The 22,742-nt window shown below is 45.3% G+C and carries 20 protein-coding genes; 14 read left to right on the top strand and 6 right to left on the bottom strand.

The window, feature by feature from the left end:
- Nucleotides 1-9: 9 nt before the first annotated feature.
- A complete protein-coding gene (locus tag GLV81_RS15580) occupies nt 10-1,227 on the top strand; it encodes an FtsX-like permease family protein (protein ID WP_157479699.1) in 1,218 nt (405 codons plus the stop codon).
- Between the two features lie 73 nt (nt 1,228-1,300).
- Here the strand turns inward: GLV81_RS15580 and GLV81_RS15575 are convergent, their stop codons facing one another.
- Both GLV81_RS15575 and GLV81_RS19560 read right to left on the bottom strand, forming a co-directional pair.
- Nucleotides 1,301-2,143, bottom strand: coding sequence for a transketolase (locus tag GLV81_RS15575; protein ID WP_157479698.1), 843 nt, complete (start codon nt 2,141-2,143; stop codon nt 1,301-1,303).
- Complete coding sequence (locus GLV81_RS19560) at nt 2,140-2,370, bottom strand: hypothetical protein (protein WP_197428525.1); 231 nt, start codon at nt 2,368-2,370, stop codon at nt 2,140-2,142. The genes GLV81_RS15575 and GLV81_RS19560 overlap by 4 nt, the downstream gene beginning before the upstream one ends.
- A 5-nt stretch (nt 2,371-2,375) precedes the next feature.
- Here GLV81_RS19560 and GLV81_RS15570 point away from each other — a divergent pair, with 5 nt between their 5' ends.
- Nucleotides 2,376-3,503: an MraY family glycosyltransferase gene (locus GLV81_RS15570; protein WP_197428520.1), complete on the top strand. Its 1,128-nt coding sequence runs from the start codon at nt 2,376-2,378 to the stop codon at nt 3,501-3,503.
- A 90-nt stretch (nt 3,504-3,593) separates the two neighbouring features.
- Complete coding sequence (frr, locus tag GLV81_RS15565; protein ID WP_157479696.1) at nt 3,594-4,157, top strand: ribosome recycling factor; 564 nt, start codon at nt 3,594-3,596, stop codon at nt 4,155-4,157.
- Between the two features lie 48 nt (nt 4,158-4,205).
- On the opposite strand, the gene GLV81_RS15560 is transcribed toward frr, so the two are convergent.
- On the bottom strand, nt 4,206-5,174 hold the full coding sequence (locus GLV81_RS15560; protein WP_157479695.1) for a DMT family transporter: 969 nt from the start codon (nt 5,172-5,174) through the stop codon (nt 4,206-4,208).
- A 110-nt stretch (nt 5,175-5,284) separates the two neighbouring features.
- On the opposite strand from GLV81_RS15560, the gene mscL reads away from it, so the two are divergent.
- The 4 genes from mscL to GLV81_RS15540 all read left to right on the top strand — a co-directional run bounded on the left by mscL (nt 5,285) and on the right by GLV81_RS15540 (nt 7,635).
- The gene (mscL, locus tag GLV81_RS15555; protein WP_157479694.1) at nt 5,285-5,656 is read left to right on the top strand and encodes a large conductance mechanosensitive channel protein MscL; all 372 of its coding nucleotides are present in this window, start codon (nt 5,285-5,287) and stop codon (nt 5,654-5,656) included.
- 94 nt (nt 5,657-5,750) lie between these two features.
- On the top strand, nt 5,751-5,945 hold the full coding sequence (locus tag GLV81_RS15550) for a hypothetical protein (RefSeq protein ID WP_157479693.1): 195 nt from the start codon (nt 5,751-5,753) through the stop codon (nt 5,943-5,945).
- 26 nt (nt 5,946-5,971) lie between these two features.
- Entirely contained in the window at nt 5,972-6,712 is a 741-nt protein-coding gene (locus GLV81_RS15545) for a DUF3078 domain-containing protein (RefSeq protein WP_246186050.1), read from the top strand.
- A gap of 149 nt (nt 6,713-6,861) precedes the next feature.
- Complete coding sequence (locus tag GLV81_RS15540; protein WP_246186049.1) at nt 6,862-7,635, top strand: segregation and condensation protein A; 774 nt, start codon at nt 6,862-6,864, stop codon at nt 7,633-7,635.
- A 330-nt stretch (nt 7,636-7,965) separates the two neighbouring features.
- Here GLV81_RS15540 and GLV81_RS19555 read toward each other — a convergent pair whose 3' ends face one another.
- Both GLV81_RS19555 and GLV81_RS15525 read right to left on the bottom strand, forming a co-directional pair.
- Entirely contained in the window at nt 7,966-10,638 is a 2,673-nt protein-coding gene (locus GLV81_RS19555; RefSeq protein ID WP_197428514.1) for a DUF1800 family protein, read from the bottom strand.
- Between the two features lie 127 nt (nt 10,639-10,765).
- Nucleotides 10,766-13,423, bottom strand: a complete 2,658-nt coding sequence (locus GLV81_RS15525) for a PQQ-dependent sugar dehydrogenase (RefSeq protein WP_157479690.1) — start codon at nt 13,421-13,423, stop codon at nt 10,766-10,768.
- Between the two features lie 511 nt (nt 13,424-13,934).
- On the opposite strand from GLV81_RS15525, the gene GLV81_RS15520 reads away from it, so the two are divergent.
- The 7 genes from GLV81_RS15520 to GLV81_RS15495 all read left to right on the top strand — a co-directional run bounded on the left by GLV81_RS15520 (nt 13,935) and on the right by GLV81_RS15495 (nt 21,926).
- The gene (locus GLV81_RS15520) at nt 13,935-18,995 is read left to right on the top strand and encodes an SdrD B-like domain-containing protein (protein ID WP_157479689.1); all 5,061 of its coding nucleotides are present in this window, start codon (nt 13,935-13,937) and stop codon (nt 18,993-18,995) included.
- 190 nt (nt 18,996-19,185) lie between these two features.
- Nucleotides 19,186-19,374, top strand: a complete 189-nt coding sequence (locus GLV81_RS20635) for a hypothetical protein (protein ID WP_246186048.1) — start codon at nt 19,186-19,188, stop codon at nt 19,372-19,374.
- Nucleotides 19,361-19,693, top strand: a complete 333-nt coding sequence (locus GLV81_RS15515) for a GbsR/MarR family transcriptional regulator (protein ID WP_246186047.1) — start codon at nt 19,361-19,363, stop codon at nt 19,691-19,693. Before GLV81_RS20635 ends, GLV81_RS15515 begins: the two co-directional genes overlap by 14 nt.
- A gap of 80 nt (nt 19,694-19,773) precedes the next feature.
- Nucleotides 19,774-20,145, top strand: a complete 372-nt coding sequence (locus GLV81_RS15510; protein ID WP_157479688.1) for a hypothetical protein — start codon at nt 19,774-19,776, stop codon at nt 20,143-20,145.
- A gap of 30 nt (nt 20,146-20,175) precedes the next feature.
- A complete protein-coding gene (locus tag GLV81_RS15505; protein WP_157479687.1) occupies nt 20,176-20,949 on the top strand; it encodes a DCC1-like thiol-disulfide oxidoreductase family protein in 774 nt (257 codons plus the stop codon).
- A gap of 31 nt (nt 20,950-20,980) precedes the next feature.
- Nucleotides 20,981-21,349, top strand: a complete 369-nt coding sequence (locus tag GLV81_RS15500) for a CoA-binding protein (protein ID WP_157479686.1) — start codon at nt 20,981-20,983, stop codon at nt 21,347-21,349.
- Between the two features lie 103 nt (nt 21,350-21,452).
- The gene (locus tag GLV81_RS15495) at nt 21,453-21,926 is read left to right on the top strand and encodes a ribonuclease H-like YkuK family protein (protein ID WP_157479685.1); all 474 of its coding nucleotides are present in this window, start codon (nt 21,453-21,455) and stop codon (nt 21,924-21,926) included.
- Nucleotides 21,927-22,066: 140 nt separating this feature from the next.
- Here the strand turns inward: GLV81_RS15495 and yihA are convergent, their stop codons facing one another.
- On the bottom strand, nt 22,067-22,741 hold the full coding sequence (gene yihA, locus GLV81_RS15490; protein ID WP_281350708.1) for a ribosome biogenesis GTP-binding protein YihA/YsxC: 675 nt from the start codon (nt 22,739-22,741) through the stop codon (nt 22,067-22,069).
- Between the last annotated feature and the right edge of the window lies 1 nt (nt 22,742).

The raw sequence follows: 22,742 nt of genomic DNA, 5'->3' as shown, positions 1-22,742 counted from the left end.
GTTTAAGCTTTGACAACGCTGTTTGCCTGGCGCTATTTCAAAAGCAAAAAATCAACCAATGCCATCAACCTTATCAGCAGGATAAGCATGGTGGCTGTGGCTGTGGTTACGGCGGCATTGGTAGTGGTGCTGAGTGTGTTCAACGGGTTTGAGCATTTGGTAGAAGAACTGTATGCAGATTTTTATGCCGATGTAAAAATTACAGCAGCACAAGGCAAGTGGATAAAAACAGATGCTGTATTGATGCAGCAAATACAACAACATGCCGCTGTAAAAGCTGTAGCGCCTGTAATAGAAGAACGGGCCATGCTGTTGCAGGGCGGCGATAAATCGATTGTATGGCTAAGAGGTGTGGAACCCAATTATGCTGCGGTGAGTGGCGTACCCAAGCATGTACTGCGTGGCGAGTTTTTGCTGGGTAGCCAGGAAACGCCAGCCATTGTAATGGGGACTGGTGTAGAAAACGGCTTGCAAATTGTTGCGGGTCAAACCATAGAACCCATTACGGTATATCTGCCCAACAGGCTGGCATCTATCAATGCTGATGCTACCGAAGCATTGCATTCTACCAATGCATTTGCTGCAGGTGCTTTCTCTATTCAGCAGGAATTCGATAATCAGTATGCCTTCACGAATGCTGCATTTATGCGGTTCATGCTCGACTTGCAACCACAGGAAGCATCGGCAATAGAAGTGGCTGTAAAGCCGGGTAAAGATGTAAACGATGTGGCCAACGCATTGCAAAAGCAGCTCGGACAAAATTTTGTAGTTACCTCAAGGTATCAGCAAAACCAGGCCCTCTTTGCCGCCATGCAAATAGAAAAAGTCATCATCATGTCGGTGGCATTTTTAATTCTGCTGATTGCTGCGTTCAACATCATCAGTAGCCTCACTATGATGGTGATTGAAAAAGAAAAAGACATTGCAGTACTGCAAGCCATGGGAGCCAACGGGCAATCAATAGCAGGCATTTTTTTACAACTCGGAGGTATTCTGGCTGGTGTTGGCGGCTTGCTGGGGGCTGCGTTAGGCATTTTCATTTGCTGGGGGCAGCAAACATTTCACTGGGTAAAAATTGGCGGGCAAAGTTTTATCATCGATTACTATCCGGTGCAAATGCGCTGGTCAGATTTTGTAGTGGTTGGCATAATCATTTTGATTATCTCACTGATAGCAGGTTATGCGCCTTCCCGCAGGGCTTTGCGTATGCAACAGTCGCTACGCTAAACATTTAGCTACATACACAAACGGCTTGCTGTATCATACTGCAAGCCGTTTGTGGTATTTGTAAGTGATGTGATTAGTAATCACCCAGTGTTTCTGGCAGTTGGGCCAGAGCAGCTTCCAGCTGTGCATCGCTGGGAGCAATGCCGTGCCATTCGTGGCTGCCTTCCATAAAGTCTACGCCTTTGCCCATAGCAGTCTTCATGAGGATGCACACAGGTTTGCCTTTGCCACTGCGGTTTTTGGCTTCTTCCAATGCAGCCACCATGTCATCCATGTCGTTGCCTTTTTCCAGTACCAGTACATCCCAGCCAAACTCTGCAAACTTGGCTTCAAGGTTGCCGAGGCTCATTACTTTATCAGTAGGGCCATCAATTTGCTGTCCGTTCCAGTCGATGGTAGAAATGAGGTTATCTACTTTATGGTGAGCAGCACTCATGATGGCTTCCCATACCTGGCCTTCCTGTAGTTCGCCGTCGCCATGCAAACTGTAAACCAGGTGGTTGTCGTTGTTGAGTTTTTTAGCCAGTGCAGCACCAATGGCTACACTCATACCTTGGCCCAAAGAACCGCTGGCAATGCGAATGCCGGGCAGGTGTTCGTGAGTGGTAGGGTGGCCTTGCAAGCGGGTGTTGAGCTTACGAAAAGTAGCCAACTCCGCTACATCGAAATAGCCGCTACGAGCCAGTGCGGAATAATACACCGGAGAAATATGTCCATTGCTCAAAAAGAAGAGATCTTGCTGCTTGCCATCCATATCAAATGGTTGAGGCTGATGGCGCAATACCTTGAAGAAAAGGGCAGTGAAATAATCGGCACAACCCAATGAGCCACCGGGGTGGCCACTTTGTACTGCATGCACCATGCGAACGATATCTCTGCGAATTTGACTGGCTATTTCGGGAAGTGTAGCACTCATGACGTAGTTGAATTTGGCGCAAAACAAAGTTTTGCCCTTTTGCGGCTCAAGATTTTTCCTTGCTTTGGCAAAACCCGGAAAATATCAATGGAAAGGGGGATTTTGTACAAATACATCTTCCAATTGATGGAAAAGCCGTCGCACTTCACTTTCTTTGTTATGACTGGTTTAGCCAGCGGCAATGCTTCAGATTTATCCGTTGCCGGCACACCCTCTGAAACCAACATCTTGTATGATTGAAATGCTTATGAGCCTGGCGCTGGCATTCGGCATTAGTTTCTACGCACTGCCCGCTATTATCAATATCACTATTGAAAAAGGGTTGTTCGATTTTCCGGATGACCGTAAGGTGCATAACAATCCCATTCCTTCATTGGGAGGGCTGGCCATTTACGCTGGCTTCATCATGGCTTTTTTAATTACTGTTTCCTTTGCCGGCACCCAATTCGTTTTCCAATATTTTCTTGCTGCTACCCTTGTTATCTTCTTTATCGGCCTGAAAGACGATTTATTAAATCTGGTGCCTTTCAAAAAGTTTCTGGGTCAGGTGCTGGCTGCTTCGCTACTGGTATTTAAAGGTGGATTAGTAATCAACCACCTGGGGGGCATTTTGGGCATTGGCGAATTGCAGCCTGTGATTGCACAAATCCTTTCTGTTTTTACACTAGTCGTTATTATCAATGCATTTAACTTGATTGATGGTGTAGATGGTTTGGCAGGCACCCTTTCGTTGATTACTTCTTGCATGCTGGCGGTATTTTTTGCCATCAACGGGGATTATGCCTATGCCTGCATGGCTACTTCGCTAATGGGTGCAGTGGCAGCTTTTCTGATATTCAACTATGCGCCTGCCCGTATTTTTATGGGCGATACAGGCTCGCTAATGATAGGATTGGTGAATGGCGCTATGGTCATTCATTTTATTCAAACGGCAGGCAGTGCGCCAGTTTTGGCAGTTCAGTCGGCCGGGGCACTTGGTTTTGCAGTAATGTTTGTACCCCTTTTTGATACCCTCCGGGTGTTTTCTTACCGCATACTCAAGGGCATATCGCCATTTACACCCGATCGGAATCATATTCATCACATCCTCATGCGGTTTGGGTGGTCGCATACCAAAGTGACTATTACTCTGGCATTTGCAGCTGTAGCGTTTGCTGGTATCAGCTGGGCACTTCAGGGCTTGGGCAATAGTATTTTACTATTGGTCATTGTAGGCTTGGGCTTTTTAAGCGTGGGCATTGCGCTGTTGAGTTACAAATCTTATCGCCACAAAATGTTGGCAGATAAGAGCCCCCGCATCAATGCTGGAGCCAATGCTGCCCCTGTTATTTCTGTAAAAACCAAGAAGGCGGCCAACTAATCTGGTCAAAATTTCGTGCCACATCGCTGTGCGTCTGCACATTGAAACGCTGTTTTCTTTAGGTTTGCCCACCTTAAAACAGTATAACTTATGTCTGCCGAATTAGAATCGCTGCTACAGGAAACAGAAGAGCTGATGCGTAAATCTATCAGCCACCTCGAAGCTGAACTGGCCAAAGTAAGAGCCGGTAAGGCCAACCCTCAAATGCTGGATGGCATACACGTAGATTATTACGGCAATGCAACCCTGATTGGTCAGGTGGCCAACGTTTCGGTGGTTGATGCCCGTACACTGACAATACAACCTTGGGAAAAGAACATGCTTCAGCCCATTGAGCGGGCTATTCTGCAAGCCAACATAGGTATTACGCCACAAAATGACGGTAATATCATCCGCATCTTTTTGCCACCCATGACGGAAGAACGTCGCCGTGAACTGGTAAAAAAGTCCAATCAGGAAGGAGAGCATGGCAAAGTGTCGGTAAGAAATGTGCGCCGCGATGCCATTGAAAGAGTAAAAAAGCTACAAAAAGACGGCTTGAGCGAAGACGCTGCAAAAGATGCAGAAGCAGACATTCAGGAAATGACGGACCGCTTTATTGCACTGGTTGAAAAACACCTGGTAGCAAAAGAAAAAGAGATCATGCACGTGTAATCAAATGATAGCCGATGCAAAAAAGTTCTGCTTTCTGGCAGAACTTTTTTATGTCAGAAGGGTAGTATCACATTTCTTTTTTGCTGGAAAACGAAGGTTGGCAATGTACACTCCTGCCAGTATCACCATGAGTGCCAGCACTTGCAGCCACACTATTTTTTCGCCATAAAATATGCCCCAACCAATGGCCACAAAGGGAATGCCATAGGTAACAAGCGATGGAAAAACAATGCCGGCTCTTTTTACCAGCACATAAAAAAGAATAGAGGCTATGGCAGTACCAAAAATGCCTAATACGGCCGAAGCCGCAGTAGCCAGCACAAACTGAGATTGCAGTAACGGGTATGAGAAATAGCCCGTAACCACCAGTACCAACAAAGAAGGCAGAGTAAGAAATGCAAAGGCCAGAGTGGCAATATCTACCGATGAAACGTGGAGCAATTTATGCTTGACCATATTTACATTGAACCCATACAATGCGGTAGCCAATACAGCAAACAAGGCATAGAAAATTTGCTGATTTCCATCGCCAGGCTGGCGTAAAAACAGGAGTACACAACCGGTAAAACCCAATAGAATACCAATCCATTTCATCAGCGGAATTTTGCTGCCGTACACCACGGTGGCCACCAGCAACACAAACAGAGGCGTCATAGCGTTGATAGCCCCGGCTAAAGAACTGGCAATATGTGTTTCGGCAATGCAAAACAAAAACGCCGGAAAAAAACTACCCAATAAACCCGATAACAAAATATACCAGCGGATGCCCGCCGACCGAACCCTTTTGTATGCCCGAAAGGCAAATGGGAATAGTACCAATCCTGAGCTAAGCATACGAATGGCTGCCACCTGATAAGCACTCAATACAGGCGTTCCATCTGTACCGTACAAGCCTAATTTCATGAGTACAAAAGAGCTGCCCCATATTAAACATAAGGCAACGAAAATGACCCAATTGATGATTTGGCTATTGCTTACCGTTGGTTGGTCCTGCTTTTGTTGAGTATCGTTTTGCATGCGTAAACAGCGCTAAAATTTGTGTAAAGATGCGGGCCGATGCGCAACTACATTGTGCCTATTTTTTACTAACATTGAAAACATTTAATCATCCTTAAAACCAACATCACATGGGCTTTCTGAAAGAATTTAAAGAGTTTGCCGTAAAGGGCAACGTGGTAGACCTGGCCATTGGTGTCATCATAGGCGGCGCATTTGGCTCTATCGTCAAGTCGTTTATTGATGATGTGATTACACCACTATTGCTGGCTCCGGCACTCAAAGCTGCCGATATGCAAAATATTCAGGACTTGAAAGTGGGAGCAGTAAAATATGGTAGTTTTTTATCGGCCGTAATTTCATTTCTGGTTATCGCCTTTGTATTATTTCTGGTAGTAAAAGGCATCAACAGAATGAAAAAAGAAGAACCGGCACCACCTCCAGCCGGGCCTACGCCTACTGAACAATTGCTTGCAGAAATACGAGATGCGTTGAAAAAATAGCCGGCATCTTTTCTGGTTCATTTTCTACATCAACAAAATGGTTGCACTTTTGCCAGTGCAACCATTTTGGTTTTTATAGCAAAATAGAATACCCATGACAATCAAAACAGGCTTAGTAGCTGTTGCTTGCCTGCTCCTCAGCCAATCTTTTGCACAGCAAACCCGTAAGGCAATTGATGAAGCAATGACTGCCAAAACAATGGCAGCAGATACATCTAAAAAGGCCGCTGGAAAAGTGGCGGTACATTTACCCTGGCGCTGGCGCAACAAAACAGCTCGTACTGGGTAGGTGTAAATGAAAAGTTTGCCCTCAACGTGGGCCTTAATGTTGACTTGTACGCTAACCGTGCCTGGGGCAAAAGCACGTTGGACAACACGCTTAAAGCCAGCTATGCCTACCAAAACAACCAAACGCAAGGCCTGCGCAAAACCGCTGATTTTTTCGATTGGTATACCAAATTCGGCCATTCACTCAACGAGAAGAAAACCCTGTCGCTGGCCGCCATTTTCAACATCCGGTCGCAGTTTACCAACGGGTATGATTATGCATTGACACCCCGCCGACGTGTATCTGGCTTTTTTGCTCCGGCCAATATTTTGCTTACGCTCGGTCTCGATTGGAAACCCAACAAACATTTCAGTTTGTTCTTTTCTCCTTTTGCCGGCAAATGGATTGTTGTATCCAACGATCCGTACAGCTACAGCACCACACCGCCACCGCCCGGGCAACGGCCGCTGGCAGCTTTGTACGGTGTAGATCCGGTGAAAAAAGTAGATGCACAAATAGGTGCATTTGCATCGGCCAATTTCAACAAGGAGCTTGTGAAAAATGTAACCTACACATCGCGGCTCGACCTGTATTCCAATTACAAACACAATCCGCAAAACATCGATATGTTTTGGACCAATTCTTTCGGGTTTAAGGTAAACAAATGGCTCACCATGAGTTACCTGCTCAACCTGGCCTACGACGACGACCTTATACCTGAAGGCCGTACCAGCCCTACGATGCAGTTTTTGGGCACTTTTGGGGTAGGCGTTTCCGGAAAGTTTTAACCTCTTTTCCACATGTGTAAAAGGCCTGTACAACTACTGGGTACAGGCCTTTTTTGTGCCCGTATTTTTGAAAATACCGGGAGTAAGTACTGCATGTAGCAGGCAATCCGTTATTGTATTATATGGCCGCTATTTCTTATCAAATAAAATTGCCTCAATTCGAGGGCCCGTTCGATCTCCTGCTGTTTTTCATTGAGAGAGATGAACTGGACATTTACAATATTCCGATTACCCGCATCATCAAAGATTTTTTGAGCTATGTGCACAATCAGGAAAAGCTGAACATTGAACTCAGCAGTGAGTTTATCCTGTTTGTGAGCACACTAATGCGGATTAAAGCCAAAATGCTGCTGCCCCGCAAAGAGGTAGACGCTCAGGGCAATGAAATTGACCCCCGGCAAGAGCTGGTAGACAAGATTTTGGAATACAAGCGTTTCAAAGAAGCATCGCTGCGTATGGCCGAGCTAGAAGCCATTCGGATGCTGATGGTAAAGCGGGGCAACATACAGCAAGAACTCAGCACTATTGGCGAAGAAGCAGGTGAAGGCACCGAGATACAGAGCGTTACACTTTTCAAACTCATGAAGACGTTTGAAAAAGTAATGAAGCGGATGAATGAGCGAAACAACAAGCCGCAACACGTGGTATTCAAGTACAATTTTACCATGGAAGAAAGCCGCGAATACATGCTGCATACCGTAAAGGCAGAACGCTCCATGGGCTTTGAAAAAATATTTGAAGTATGTCAGGATCGCATCCATGCCATTTTCTTGTTTTTGGGCATGCTGGAGCTGGTGCAGCAACAGTATTTTCAAATAATGGTAGGCGAGGGTAAAAACAATTTCATTATTGAATGGAATAATGAACGCCCCGCAGATAGCGAAGTGATTTGGCCAATGGAAGTAGACCCCATACTGAATTAATGCTCGCAGCAGAACCAATAATAGAAAAGCCGCTTTAGTAAGCGGCTTTTCTATTTAGCGGGTAAGCATTTTGTCGGTAGTTAGAAACTGTGGGTGTTGTTCCAGTAAATGACGATGGCCATTACTGAAGCCCAAAGAAAAAATGCGAGTAGGTTGCTTGGGTTGAGATAACGTTTGAGATTCTCTTTCATAGGTGTGGATTGATGTGCAAAATAATGATGTGCAATGCATAGTGCCAAAGCACTATTTATTATATGATGTTGAAAACCTTACAAGTGTAGCACTTGATGGCTAAGCAGTTGCCGATTATAGATGAAGAAATCATTACCTCTACACAAAAGACAATGGGGAAAATGGTTGTTTTAAAATCGGCAATGGATCTGTTTTTAACCATTGCTGCAGCACAGTGGCCAGCACTTGCCTGAAGTCTACTTCAAAAGGAACATCACCATTGATGAGTTGTTGCAAATCTGGCATACCATTCAGCAGTCCTTTTTCTTTGAGGCTGCCACTCACAAAAAACATATTACTGGCTGCGCCATGATCGGTACCGCCGCTGGCATTTTGTGCTACCCGCCGGCCAAATTCGCTGAAGGTCATCAGCAATACATCTTGAAAGCGGTTTTGCTTTTTCATATCTGCAACAAAAGCTTCAACAGCGCCATTCAGTTCGCTGAGCAATCGTTGCTGCTGCCCGGCCTGATTGACATGTGTATCAAAACTGCCAAGGCTCACATAATACACGCTGGTATTCATGCCGCCGGCTATGAGTGAGCCAATGGTTTTTAAGTTTTTACCCAAACCTGTATTGGGATAAATACTGTTGCTGGCACCTGTTTTCGCCGCTTTAAAAATGCTTTCTGCGCTTTGTATGGTATCTGCCAGTGTCTTGTACAAATAGTCGGCCACAGGTTCGTGCTCATGATGCTCCTGATACTGCGCCGCCAGCTTTTTGAAATATGGAGCATTGCTGGTGGTGAACAAGCGGGCAGGATCTTGTGTGGCGATGCCTTTGTGCTGTTCTCCTTTCAGCGCAAGGCTCAGCATATCATCGAGCTCCAACACTTGCGTAGGCATATCGCAGCCCTTACATGCATGATCGAGGTACCGGCCAAGCCAACCACTGTTCCAATAGTCATTGCTATTGCTGGCACTGTGCCAAATATCCATGCTTCTGAAATGGCTTCTGTCGGGGTTAGGATAGCCTACTTTATTTAAAATGGCCAGCTCACCATTGTCATACATTTTTTGAAAAGCAGTAAGAGCCGGATGCAACCCTGCATCAGCATGAATGACAGCTGCTTTGGAAGCTTCAATGCCAATGCCAGGTCTCGATTTATAGTAGATATCATTGCGTACCGGAATAACGGTGTTTAATCCGTCGTTGCCACCGCTGAGTTGAATCACAATCAAAATGCGTTCGGGTTCTGCAGCGCCTTTGTACAAAGGGTTTGCTGCAGCCTGTAAAAACTTAGGCACCAGCAATGTGCCAGCAGTTGCCAGTGATGATTGAGCCAGAAATCGACGTCTTTTTATAAACATAACGCTTGTAGATAGGGGTGAATAACAATCAGCACAATTGATAGGCCGGCGTAGCCATGCTGAGCATGGTAATTTGTTTGACCTGATCGGCAAAAGCAAGACCTGGTGCAATTTGCGCAGCGATACTGTTATGCAGTGCATGCCTGGTTTGCAAAAGATAATCGGGCAGTACTTTGGTAATCTCTTTTGATGTGGCTTCATCGTTTCTATGAGTGGTTCCCATACAATATCGCCCTTGAGTTTGAAACGGTTGAGTCCCTGTTTGCCCATGGCATCTTGCATGCGGCCCATTTGCATATCATCATCGGCTTTTGTATTGATGTTGAATGGTTCTGCGAGTGCAACCAATTGCGGCAACCGCATACGCAACAACAATGAGCTGCTGTCGATCCAGTTGGTGCCGCCGGGCCAGCCAGCAACCGAAGGTGGGTACAGCAGTATCTGGCCCAAAGCTCTTTGCAGCAGCATTTGTATTTCCGGATTTTCCAATTGCATGGGCAGCATTCGCCGCATGCCTACCCAAAGTAGTACGGGGCTTTTTACTTGTGTTCCCTGATTGTTGTCGGCATAAAACCAATCGGCGGTAAAAATATCCTGCAAGAGTTGTTTCATTTGATAGCCGCTGTTGTAAAAGCGGGTTGCCAACCATTGCACATGCTCAGGATTGGGCTCTTCATTTACCAGAAAGCGGTACAGTTTGCTGGTAATGTAGCTGGCAGTTTGTTTGTTTTCAATCAACATGGTCAGCACATCGTCTCCGGAAAAATTACCGGTTTTGCCAAAGATGGTTTTACTGCCAAAATCGTGTTGATTTTTTCGGAATACAAACTCACCATCTGCATTAAACCCCCAGCCAGTAAAGGCCCTGGCGGCTTCTTTAATGTCTTGCTCGGTATAGTGTCCTCTGCCCAGTGTAAATAGTTCCATCACTTCTCGGGCAAAGTTTTCGTTGGGTTGCTGCTTGCGGTTTTGCTGATTGTTGAGAAACGCAAGCATGGCAGGCGATTTGCTTACTGCTTCCAGTAAGTCAGCAAAGCTGCCGAGGGCTCCTTCTCGAATAACGTGCAGCAATTGCTGCTGAAAAAAACTATTTAGGTTTCTGCAGGCAAAATGGCCATGCCAAAATAAGGCAATCTTTTCGCGGAGCTGTGCTTCGCTGTCGACCATTTCATCTAACCAAAGCAAATTGAGACTTCGCAGATTGTCGCGGTTTTGTTGCTGTATTTTTTCACGGCGTTCTTTTTGGGTGGTCTCATCTTTATTCGCTTTCGCTGCATTGTTGATGCCATTGGCCAAACCATCCACTACATTCTTGGCTACAGTAATGGGTTCCACTTTCGATTGAGACAGTTTCCAATAGGTTTCGAAGTAGTAAGAAGCTTTGAATTTGCCTTGCTGAAAAAGCATGCTGGCCGTTGGTCCGAATCCGGCTCTCCAGAAAAAGTGCTGAGCGTTGTTCATAAGGTAGTCTACAATGCGGGTTAGACGTTTTTTGTAGCCATTCGTTTAACCCGCATTGAAATAAACTAAAAATAAAAGGGCCGCCAAATAAATGGCAGCCCTTGACTATAGACAATTGTTGGAGTGCTTATTGTTTTTGCAACTTCAGAATCTGATTGAAATACTGACCTCTGGCTTGCAGTTGATACATACCGGCTGGCAAGTCGTTCATATCTACAATGATGTTGTTTTGACCTTTTACAATGCTGCTGGTTTGGCTCCGCAGAACACGGCCACGTGTATCGGTGAGCTGCCATTGCATTTTATCTTCTTTATCTGCAAATACGCTCAGCGTAGCCTGGCTCTTCACAGGGTTGGGGAACACTTTTACCACAAACGCTGCAGCTGTGCGGGTAATGCTCGAAACGGCAGAATACACATACTTACCATCAGCATCTTTCAGCTTCAAACGATAGTAAATGGTATTGGCAGTAACGGTGCCAGCTGTTTGGTCGTTGAAACGGTATGTATTGGTAACGCTGCTGTTGCCTTTGGCTTTTACAAAACCAATGCTGCTGAAAGAACGGCCATCTGTGCTTCGTTCAATATCAAAACCTTCTGCGCCTGCCTCTGAAGAAGTAGACCAGCTTAATGTAGCATTATTGCTCAGCCAGGTGGCAGTAAAGTCTTTGAGTTTAATGGGCAGTACCATTGAACTATTGTTGGCAACAAAAAATGCGCTGAAGCTTGTAACGGTTGCGGTGATTACATAACCATCTGTGCCAAATGCTTCAACTGTTGCGCCGGCTACCTGAGAAGCGTTGCCGCTGAGGCTTGTAATGCACCCACTGCCTGCTATTTTGAAAATGCCCAGATCCTCGAAGGTTTCGATACCACTGGAAAAACCTGTGCTGTTAGTGCCATCTCTCAGCGCTTCAAATTCTGCTTTGGTAAGATATACACGAACGCCCACACCTCCATTTGTGTTGAAAGGATGCGTGCCTGACACTGAAATGCTCATATTGCGATTAAGGTAGGGACGTCTTGCACCATCTTCACGTGGAGTGCTGCTTTTGTATAAAACTGAACTCACAGTTCCGATATTATTCCCGTTGCCTCTCACTTCCGCTACGATATTTCCATCAGCATCAGTAATAGGTACCCAAAGGTTGGTATTGTCGGCATTGATTTCTACGCTATTGAGTGTTTCACATGTATTTGCGGTGCCCGGCGCAATAGGAATATGGGAGGGAATTGTGCTTTTGCCGGCACTGCTGTTGTAGCCCAAAAATTCATATTTCTGTACACAACCCCGGCAGGATGATACAACTTGGTTGTTAGCACTAGGGCCAGAAGTTGTAAGGGATGAATCCATTACAACAAATAATGTTTTACCATCTGGGGCATAGGTTACATCTCTAAATCTGTTTCTTCCTCCAAAATAGGTAACGGTGTCGCTCACACCATCTACTGAAGTCATGGCGCATCCATTTGTATTCAATTTCAACCGCAATATTCTACCCCATTTTAGTGACGATAGAAGAAGGCTGTTTTTCCAACCGGGAATAATGTTTCCGGTATAAATTTCCATACCAGATGGTGCTTCGCTTGGCCAGGCACCATTGTTGGTTTGGTTATTATATATAGAAGTAACTGTTGCCAGCGGGGCATCGTAAAAAGCGTAAATTGGATTCCGGTAGTTAGCCCCGATAGCGGTAGCATTATTTTGCTCGCCATTGCTGGCAGGAATGGTTGGTAAAGATCCACCCGAGGCACCCGCTTTCAAACCGTTGTAGTTGCCGTCATTCATACCTATAACCAAGGGATGGCCGTAGTTTTTGCCACTTTCAATCACGTTAATTTCATCATCGCTAAAAGGGCCATGGCTACTGCCGTATAGCCGACCAACTCCACCAATATTTGCATATGAAAACCCTTGGTTGTTGCGAATGCCAATGGCCCAAACAGCGCTGTTCGTACCATAGGGGTTGTCATTTGGAATCCATTTGTTGTAATCAACAGCACCTTGGTCTGCATCGGCATCTTCTTCAATATTGAAACGCAAAATTTTACCCTGATACGAAGCAGGATCTTGAGCACGGATGATACGGCTCTGATTGTCAAATTGACCTGCACCCATATCACCCACTGAATAGAAAAGGTAGTTGGTGCCACTTACTGGGGCAATGGTAAGGCGGCCCGAGTTATGATCGTTGCTACCGGGCAGCGTATCGCATAATATTACCGGGCTGGTAAGCTTTCCAAGCGTAGAGTTCCAGGTCCAGCGGGTAAGAAAAGTTCTGAAATATTGTCCTTGACCATCAGGATATGTGGAATTAACTGTGTTGGTGGTGTTTTTTCCGGTATATGTTCTTACATAAGCTAAGTACACATACGGTTTTGTAGTTGTGAACTCAGGATGAAATGCAAAGCCCATCATTCCACCTTGTGGCCATGCAAAGCCTGTTTCGCTACCGGTAAATACTCTTTTAAATGCATTGAACTCTGTATTCGTAAGACCTGTGGTAGTTTGGTTGTTCGTAGTAAATGCGTGAATATCTAATACAGTAGACATCGAACCTGTGGATGGATCGATTTTTCTTACTCTATAGCCTTTTGATTCAGTCACCCATAATGAATTGTCGGGCCCATAAGCAATGTCCCAAGGGTCACGAAGAGTTGATTGAAGAGTAGTGGCTTTAAAAACTTCGCCGTGGCGACCGCCTACTACTACCTGAGCTTGTGTACTTGTATACACACAAAGCATCAGGCAAAGCATACGCAAATGCGTAAATGTCTTTTGCATAAAAGCAAGGGATTGGTAAGTAATAAATAAAATTTCCAGGGGTAGTCTAAGGATGGGTGGGTTCTGCACTCCGAATTACAAATGCCAAGCCAGTACAGCATGGGTATAGGTGCTGTTTTCTCTTTTGCAGTTGTCGCCCGGATAAGGGTATCTTATCTAAGCGTTAAAATTAGTGGTGAATGTTTTGACATTAATCAAAATCGTAAAACTGAAATCAGGGATAATTTATAAAGTATTGATTAGCAATATTTTACATTTCGTATTGATTTGCAGAAAATTATTCAGATTCTATGTAATCTGTGGAAAACGAAGTAACTTTACACTATCAATTTGATGGGTACTCCCATCTGGCTATTCGGATCTCTACCCCCAATTCCTTAAGCTTTATTATCCTTTCCTCTTAAGCTTGACGTGGAAACACGTATCAACCTCTATACTCTTGGCTGAAATGGGTTGTAAAAGGGTCACACCTTTAATCACCTGATTTTTCATCATACTAGCTGGAACATGTATGATAAAATGGGTCTATTGGATATTAATTATTTTGGGTTGTACCACACCGTTGATGAGCGGTGCACAACTAATTGGCGGCGATGTCAATAAACCTGTCAATCAGGTTTATTACATCGGCAACAGCAACGTGGGCAATTACCTTCCTACGTTTACTGTTACCAATCCTACTACCTGTACTGGTACGGGCTCTGTTCGTATTGTATGGAATGGTGGTACTACAGCCGCATCCGTTCGCAGAATTGATCGTCACGGTGGGTTACAATTCAATGGCACCATCGTCACTGGTGGCGGATCTAATCTTACAAGTGCAAATAGTTTTGCTTACACATTCACTAATCTTCTTCCCGGTACCTATACGTTTAGCCTGTCGAGAGACCCCTATGATGACGTGCTAACTACCAACAATATTGGAGCAGGTGCAGCAGACGACTATTCAATTTCTGGTACCAACTCCATTGGCGACCAACAACGTTGCGCAGTTATCGGTGTCATCATTCTTCCTTCAACTGGTAATCTGGGAAATATTTCTGCAACGGTACAACCTGCTACCAGTTGTATCAGCTCTATGGGAAGTGTAACGCTTACCGGACTGACTGCAGGCGTAACCTATGAATATGCTACATTGGTAGGCGGTACGTATACATCAACAGGTGTCATTGGCGCTTCTGGAAACTTCGTGATTTCGAATCTTTATCCTGGAAATTATCCTATCAGAGTAAGGGTAGCAGGTACTACCTGCTATCGTGAGTTGAATATGAAGGTGCCCAGTCCTATAGGTGTTCCTTGTTTTACTACAGACGAGCTGATCGACTTTTCACCAACAGGTACCAGCCTCATTGCCAATGGTAATTTTGGCACCAGCTCAGGGGTAATGCCAAATATTGCCGGAACACCCGGTATTACAGATTATACATTGGTCACCATTACCAGTGGTCAGCCACAAGACTCACGATATGCAATTGCCCGCTCTACAGACAATGCAGACAACGGTGGTGCTGTGGCATGGAACGGCAGGCTTCGCAATTTGCAATATCCTACACAAGGCAATCACATTTTTGCCTGTTTGCAAAAGTCGAAAGATCACACAGGTTCTACTACACAGGCGGATGGTACTACCAATGGATTTATGATGGTGGTCAACGGTCACTATCGTACCGACAGAGCCGTGTTTTTATCAGGCTTGAATTTGATTCAGGGTCGTACCTATCAGTTTTCATTTTGGGCAAAAAACCTGCAGCCATTTATGCCTAAAAATAAAAACAATGCCACGGCAGATGGTGAGCCTACCTACCAACCCATAGTACCCAGATTGGGTGTGGTGGTGAATGGTATCATTTACGATTATGCAGAACTTGGATATGTAGTGGAACCAGCTACCTATACGGCTTCTACTTACCTCACTCAAATGGGTTGGGAACAATTCAAAATTCGCTTTACTGCACCGGTCAATAACAGCAATTCCAACGTTGGTATTTACAATTTGCAACAAGGCGGATTTGGCAACGACTTTTTGCTGGATGATATTGAGTTGTACGAAATCACCTATATCGGTGATAAGGTGTGGAATGATTTGAACAAAGATGGACGGCAGGATGCAGATGAACCAGGCATGGCAAACGTAACTGTTACATTGAACGATGCATCCGGAAATCCAATTAAAACAACCGTATCCGATGCCTTTGGTAATTATAAATTCAATGTGCCTTACAATACCAGCAGCTATTCAGTTAGTTTTATTGCACCACCCAATTATAGTTTTTCTTCAAGAGTAGGCACTGGTGCTACAGATGCTACCGATAGTGATCCGAACCCTGTAACTGGAAAAACAGACAATTTCACCCTTACACCGGGTAGCAGCCAGCGGGATATTGATTGCGGCTTAATTTTTAATACGCCTACGCAGTATGCATCCATTGGCGATTTCGTATGGATGGATGCCAACGTGGATGGCATACAAGATGCAGGCGAATCTGGTGTTTCTGGTGTTGTGGTTTCCCTCTTCAACAGTGCAGGTACTTTGGTGGGTTCTACCATTTCCGATGCCCGTGGTTTTTATCGTTTCGACCGGGTTGACCCCGGCCAATACCGCATTGGTGTGACCACGCCTCCGGGTACACTCATTACCATGATGGATGCCAGTGGTGATAATGCTAATGATAATGACGTAAATACAAGCGGGTTGTTTTATGGCCGTACAGACCTGATTGCAGTAGCCGCAGGCCAAACAATTTCTAATGTTGATATCGGTTTGTACATCACTGATATTACCCGCTACAGTATTGGCGACCGTGTGTGGAACGATATCAACAACAACGGCATACAAGATGCAGGTGAACCCGGCCTGCCAAGTGTGGAAGTGTCTTTGTACCGACCCGGTGCAGATAATATTGCTGGTACTGCAGATGATGTGTTTATTGCTGCTACTATTACTGACGGTTTTGGTCTTTATCAATTCAATGATCTTGATATTGTAACCTACTTTGTAAAACTGACCGTGCCTGCAGGCTATTCTGTAGTAGCTGCGCATCAGGGAAGCAGCGATTATGTTGACAATGACATAGATCCGGTTACGTTGCAATCGCAGCTCATCAACTTTGTAGTGTGGGATTTGAATATTTACCACATCGATGCCGGTCTGCGAATGACAAATCCTCCTGCTAACTGGTCTACAATTGGTGATGTGGTTTGGAATGATTTAGATGCCGATGGTGTGCAAGATGCAACAGAGCCTTATATGCCTGCCATTACTGTTACTTTGTACAACAATTCTGGCGCAGTGGTAGCCACCACCGCTACCGATTCGTTGGGTTATTATCGCTTTGTAAATGTAGCCCCTGGTACCTATACACTTGGTTTTAGCAACCTGCCCGATGGTTATTTATTCAGCCTGCAAGATCGTGGTGGCAATGATAATTTAGATAGTGATGTAGATGCATTGACCGGATTGACTGATCCGTTTGTACTGGCTGGTGGTGTTACCAATTTAAGTTTTGATGCGGCTATCCGGCAAGGTAAAAATCCCGGTACAGGTTCTGTGGGCAACTACGTTTGGATCGATTTGGATCTTGATAGTGTGCAAGATGATAATGAAACAGGTGTATCAGGTATTACTGTTACACTAAGAGAAGCTGGTGCCAACGGTACTTTGGGTGATGCCGATGATTTACTCTACACCACCATTACCAACTCATTAGGCGAGTACAGTTTTACCAATCTTAATTCTTCACATAAGTACAGAGTAGAATTCAGCAACATCAATACAAGCTGGTATACATTGGCTGCAAAAAATGCAGGAGAAGATGATAAAATAGACAGTGATGGCAATCCTTTGATTGGCAGTACTTCTATGACGGACGACTTTGGCCTGGCAGAAGGGGAACAAAAAATTGACATAGCACTTGGCTTGCAACTCACCAGCAACAGCAACCGCATTATTGGCGATAGAGTATGGCTCGATTTGAATAGTAATGGTGTGCAGGATGCTTCAGAAACCAGAGGTATTCCAGGCATTACTGTAGACCTGCTGGATGTATCGGGCAATTTGGTAACACAAAGCGGAAAAGTGCTGCAAACAACAACCAACAGAAATGGCTACTACCGTTTTTATGGTTTGAATGATGGCACATATTTTCCACGTTTCAGCAATCTGCCAGCAGGCTTTGTATTGTCACCTCTCGATCAGGGTGGCAACGATGCAACTGACAGCGATGTAAGTGGTGTAAACGGTCGGGTAACTGCCGGATTGCTTATCACATCAGCTCTTCGAACTAACTATACAGCTGATATTGGTGTAATGCCTGTTTCAAGCTATGTGGGCGATTATGTGTGGAACGATTTGAATGGTGATGGTATTCAGGATGCCAATGAACCCGGCCTTCCCGGTGTAACGGTTACGTTGTACAGTGCAACCGGAACACCATTGGGCTCTACAGTAACCAATGCCGCTGGTAAATATTATTTCTTTAATGTACCTGCCGGTACATACAGCATGGGCTATAGTACTTATCCTACCATCATGGAGTTTACCAGAAAAGAAGCAGCGCCTGCGGCAAATGGTAGCGATGTAGACAGATCCACTGGCCGTACAGATTTGTTTACAGTGTTGGCGGGTGTCAACTATCTTGATATTGATGCGGGGTTAAGAGCTTCCTTCATTGGTCGGGTTGGTGATTATGTATGGGATGATTACGATCAGGATGGAATACAGGATGCCGATGAACCTGGTGTGGCAGGTATCACTGTACAGTTGATTAATCTCAATACAGGCCAGGTGATTGGTGAAGCCATTACCAAAGGCAACGGTTTCTTCCAGTTCTTTACCGTTCCAATTGAAGTGCCATTGCGGGCCATCTTTGGCAATGCCGTGGCCAATTTTACCGTAGCCAACCAAGGTGATGGTACCAATGACAGTAAGGTGGATGGTAGCGGTGTTACCATCAGCAACTTTATGCTGCCTTATTCTTCCGGCATTTACAATATTGATGCAGGACTGATTCGTCCTCCCGGTGCATTACCTGTGAAAGGATTGGTATTGCATGCCAGCCGCCACCAATCAGATGTAAGCCTTACCTGGAAAACTACCTGGGAAGCCAATACCCATGAATGTCTGATAGAACGGAGTACCAATGGCCAGCAGTTTACCGTGGTCGGCAGCATTCCTGCAGCCGGCAATAGCAATCATGGCCAGCAGTATGCTTTTGTAGACAGAACCGCACCTGCAGGTACGCTCTACTATCGGGTAAAAGTGATGGATATAGATAAGCACACGCTTACTTCTAATGTGGCAGTACTTCGTACCACTCAAGCAAAGGAAGTAGTTGTATACCCCAATCCGGTTCGCCAGCTGTTTTATGTTACCCTCCCCGATAAAGGATCTTATCAGGTTCGCCTGATGAATGCTGCCGGACAAACCGTACACAGCCTTGAGTTGGAAGGCAGCCTTGGGGGCGCTACACATGCAATTACCCGGAAGCAGTGGCCGGCCGGTGTTTATCGGTTGGTGATCACCGATACATCAGGAAAAACAGGAGTCGCTGTCTTCAACGTCATGTTCGATTGATGATTCTTCATCGCCGTCACGCTTACCCCCAAAGTACAAATGGCTGCCCATAAGGGCAGCCATATTGTTGCAGTTAGTGTTGATTGACCCCTATATGACCAGCTGTTATACCAGAGTGCTGCACAACTCTTAAATTTTTTTCTTTCAGAAATAATTGAAAGTTTAAGAATAAGTTCTGTACCTTTAGGCCATGCAATTAGCAGACGCCAAAAATCAATTCGTAGCCGCTTGGGGAAGCTTCGGTAGCAACTGGGGCATTAACCGTACCATGGCACAAATTCATGCTTTCTTGTTGGTGAGCACCCAGCCTCAAAGCACCGAAGACATCATGCAGCAAGCTCAGCGTAAGCCGCGGCAATGCCAACATGAACATTCGTGAACTCATTAATTGGGGATTGGTAGACAGGGTAGTGGTGCCCGGCGAACGTAAAGAATATTTTCAGGCGGAAAAAGACATCTGGAAAGTGGCCCGCATCATTGTAAGGGAACGCAAAAAGCGGGAGCTGGAGCCCATGCTCAAATTCATTGAAAGCCTGCAGCAGGTATATGAAGGCGGTACCGAAGCCGAGCTCCAGTCATTTCATCAAACCATGGAAAGCATACGCAAGTTTGGCCGCCAAACCGACCAGGCAATGGAAGCCATGCTGAAAGCCGAAGAAAACTGGCTGGTGAGCACCCTGCTAAAACTGGTGAAGTAACCGAGTGAACCAAGGAGGGCAACCTCCTTTTTAAAGCATTCTAAATTTCAATATTTCCTGAAAATACAAATAATTACATCATGAAAAGACTGCAACTAATCGACTACTACGGCCAGCTGTTGCTATATGCCGTTATTGCTGTGCTGATGCTTTGGAAAATGGATTATTTCTATGCGGCCTACCTGCTGATGGGTGGCTGGCAATTGCTGAGTGTACTGTTGCATTTGCCCAACCGTTCGTCTTTCATCTCATCGAAACAGCGGTACTATTATCAGTGGGTGTTACTTGCCATACTGCTCATTTTTCTGGCAGGTTCCATTGTACCTGTAATGATATGGATTGGCCTGCTATTGCTCATGTATGTTTCACCGGTACTCGCCGTTTGGTACAGCATTATCACTCGTATGGAATTACTGCACAATCAACGTCGCCAACAAATTCCTACTCACTAATTCATTTGTTCACCATTCTTACTTTACTATATGTCAGCAATACAATATCAGTTACTCTACGATGCCGACTGTCCGCTTTGTGTATGGTATACCGGATACTTCAAACAACATGGCTATTTACAACCCGCAGAAGTGGTGCCCATGCAGCAGGCTAACCTGCAAAATTTACCGGGCCTGCACCGCCAAAAAATGACCAATGAAATTCCGTTGGTAAATATTGCACAACAGTCTGTGCGTTATGGTTCAGATGCCATCATTGCAATCATTGGTAAAAAGCATCCAACCCTTGCTAAAATAGCTTCCTGGAGAGCTTTTCAGCCGTTCATCAAAACCTTGTACAGCTTCATTTCTTACAATAGAAAAGTAATTACAGGTACCTTGCCTTCTTGCAGCCACATGACTTGTGCACCTGCATTTCATTTGCGGAACCGCATGGCTTTTGTTGTGCTGATGCAGCTACTCATCAGTGCGGTTTTTATTCCCGGAATAGTTACAGGTTTTGGCCTTCCATTTACTTTGCATGAAGGCTGGTGGATGATGGGTGTGTCTGCTATATTAAGCATCGCTTTTTTCTTACATGAAAAGCAGCAACAATTGTGGATGGAGTTATGTGGCCAAATGACCATGTGGTTCTTGTTGACGTCGGTTGGTGCTTGGTTGCTGGCCAACGTGCAACACTATTTGCAAATGCCTTGGTTCACGGCAGTAGCAGGAACCTTTTACTTTTTACAATTGCTTTGGCCACAAAGCAAGCAACGCTGGCAATATGTACAACTTCAATACAGCTTGTATAAAAATGCATAGCCAATGGCGTATCCATGGTTATTTTTAACCCATGAGTGAGAGCAAAAAAACGGTCATTATTGGTGCATCTGACAACAGCAGCCGGTACAGTTACATTGCAGCCAACCGCTTGGTGGCGCATGGCCACGAGGTAGTGCCCATTGGCATAAAAGCCGGCCGGGTAGCAGGGCTCGATATCATTACCGACCATCCGGCGCTGGAGCAGGTGGATACCATTACGATGTACATCAATCCGCAGCGCCAGCCGGCTTATTACAGTTACATTTTGAGTTTGCAGCCAAAGCGGGTGATTTTTAACCCCGGTACCGAAAACGAGGAACTGGAAGAAATGCTACAGCAGCAAGGCATACAAACCATGGAAGCCTGCACCCTCGTTATGCTCAGCACAGGGCATTTTTAAGCAGGTTATTCAGGAAGGGCATAGCAAATTGTTCATAAAAGCATGACAAACATTGATGCGGGCAAAGGCTGTTCAACAGTAACTTTAAAAAACCCCTTCAAGTATGCGTTGGAGAAAATTCAATGGCGAAACCATTAGCCTTCCCATTAAGCAGGCAGTGGAAGACGCCATCAAAAGAGAACACGCCATTGGCAATAAGCTCAAGGTGTGCATTGGTACCGATAGTCAGGTAAAAGGCATCGATACAGAATTTGCAACGGTCATTGTATTTCTGCGGGAACGTAGTGGCGGATTTATGTTCATTCACAATGAACGAACCACACAAAAATTCAGCATCAAAGAACGCATGTTGGTAGAAGTAGCCAAGAGCATTGAAATTGCTTATGAGCTTTGCGACCTCTTTACCCAATACGAAGTAGACATGGAAGTACATGCCGACATTAACACCAATCCCAGTTTTAAAAGCAACGAGGCACTGCGGGAAGCCATGGGCTACATACTCGGTATGGGCTTTGCCTTCAAAGCCAAGCCCGAAGCCTTTGCCAGCAGTAGCTGTGCCAATAAAGTGGTGAACTAATTTAAAAAGGACTGTAGCATCTACAGTCTTTTTTAATTATTTCCTCTGTTGTTTATTTCAATTACCGGCTACTGTTTTGTGTAGTCTGGTACAGCAATTGGCTGCCTGTAAATAATGAAATGCTGCCAACTATATTGGAGTTACTTCGAAACAGATTTTAAAATGCCCTGCACATAATCGAGTATTTCTGTTTTGCCGCTTTTGTCGGTACTGCTGCTAATGAAAAAAGCTGGCAACGCTTCCCAATTTTCCCGAAGGGCAGCGGCAAATGCTTCCACATTTCGCTGCAGTCCGCCAGGTTTCATTTTATCTGCCTTCGTAAACACAATGGCAAAAGGCAACTGCCATTCACCCATCTGGTTCACAAATTCAAGGTCGATAGCCTGCGGCTCATGCCTGCTGTCGATGAGTACAAAAGTGGTGAGTAAGTTGTCTCTTTTGCGCAGGTAATCGTCAATCATTTTGCCCCAGCTCTTGCGGTTTTTTTGGCTCACTTTGGCATACCCATAACCGGGTAAATCCACCAGGTACCATTCGGCTACCGATTTGGCATTGGCACTGTTGCGGCTCTTTACCACAAAGTGGTTGATCATTTGGGTTTTGCCGGGAGCGGCGGAGGTTTTGGCCAGCCGTTGATTGCCCGTCAGCATATTGATGAGGGAGCTTTTGCCCACATTGCTGCGGCCAATGAAAGCAAACTCAGGCCGGTCTGCTGCCGGGCACTGGGCCACATCGGGTTTGCTGATGAGGTAACTGGCATTGATGATTTCCATAGCCGACAAAAATAGCCATTCTGGAGCGGATGGCTCCGGCATG

Origin of the sequence: Phnomibacter ginsenosidimutans, from assembly GCF_009740285.1 — a bacterium.
In the GTDB taxonomy this organism is placed as follows: Bacteria; Bacteroidota; Bacteroidia; order Chitinophagales; family Chitinophagaceae; genus Phnomibacter; species Phnomibacter ginsenosidimutans.
This window is presented reverse-complemented; position numbering and strand designations above follow the sequence as displayed.

Excerpts from the sequence above, each read along its gene's own strand:
- GLV81_RS15575 (WP_157479698.1), bottom strand. The coding sequence starts at position 2,143 with ATGAGTGCTACACTTCCCGAAATAGCCAGTCAAATTCGCAGAGATATC.
- GLV81_RS19560 (WP_197428525.1), bottom strand. The coding sequence starts at position 2,370 with ATGTTGGTTTCAGAGGGTGTGCCGGCAACGGATAAATCTGAAGCATTG.
- GLV81_RS15570 (WP_197428520.1), top strand. The coding sequence starts at position 2,376 with ATGATTGAAATGCTTATGAGCCTGGCGCTGGCATTCGGCATTAGTTTC.
- frr (WP_157479696.1), top strand. The coding sequence starts at position 3,594 with ATGTCTGCCGAATTAGAATCGCTGCTACAGGAAACAGAAGAGCTGATG.
- GLV81_RS15560 (WP_157479695.1), bottom strand. The coding sequence starts at position 5,174 with ATGCAAAACGATACTCAACAAAAGCAGGACCAACCAACGGTAAGCAAT.
- mscL (WP_157479694.1), top strand. The coding sequence starts at position 5,285 with ATGGGCTTTCTGAAAGAATTTAAAGAGTTTGCCGTAAAGGGCAACGTG.
- GLV81_RS15550 (WP_157479693.1), top strand. The coding sequence starts at position 5,751 with ATGACAATCAAAACAGGCTTAGTAGCTGTTGCTTGCCTGCTCCTCAGC.
- GLV81_RS19555 (WP_197428514.1), bottom strand. The coding sequence starts at position 10,638 with ATGAACAACGCTCAGCACTTTTTCTGGAGAGCCGGATTCGGACCAACG.
- GLV81_RS15525 (WP_157479690.1), bottom strand. The coding sequence starts at position 13,423 with ATGCAAAAGACATTTACGCATTTGCGTATGCTTTGCCTGATGCTTTGT.
- GLV81_RS15520 (WP_157479689.1), top strand. The coding sequence starts at position 13,935 with ATGATAAAATGGGTCTATTGGATATTAATTATTTTGGGTTGTACCACA.
- GLV81_RS20635 (WP_246186048.1), top strand. The coding sequence starts at position 19,186 with ATGCAATTAGCAGACGCCAAAAATCAATTCGTAGCCGCTTGGGGAAGC.
- GLV81_RS15515 (WP_246186047.1), top strand. The coding sequence starts at position 19,361 with ATGAACATTCGTGAACTCATTAATTGGGGATTGGTAGACAGGGTAGTG.
- GLV81_RS15510 (WP_157479688.1), top strand. The coding sequence starts at position 19,774 with ATGAAAAGACTGCAACTAATCGACTACTACGGCCAGCTGTTGCTATAT.
- GLV81_RS15505 (WP_157479687.1), top strand. The coding sequence starts at position 20,176 with ATGTCAGCAATACAATATCAGTTACTCTACGATGCCGACTGTCCGCTT.
- GLV81_RS15500 (WP_157479686.1), top strand. The coding sequence starts at position 20,981 with ATGAGTGAGAGCAAAAAAACGGTCATTATTGGTGCATCTGACAACAGC.
- GLV81_RS15495 (WP_157479685.1), top strand. The coding sequence starts at position 21,453 with ATGCGTTGGAGAAAATTCAATGGCGAAACCATTAGCCTTCCCATTAAG.
- yihA (WP_281350708.1), bottom strand. The coding sequence starts at position 22,741 with ATGCCGGAGCCATCCGCTCCAGAATGGCTATTTTTGTCGGCTATGGAA.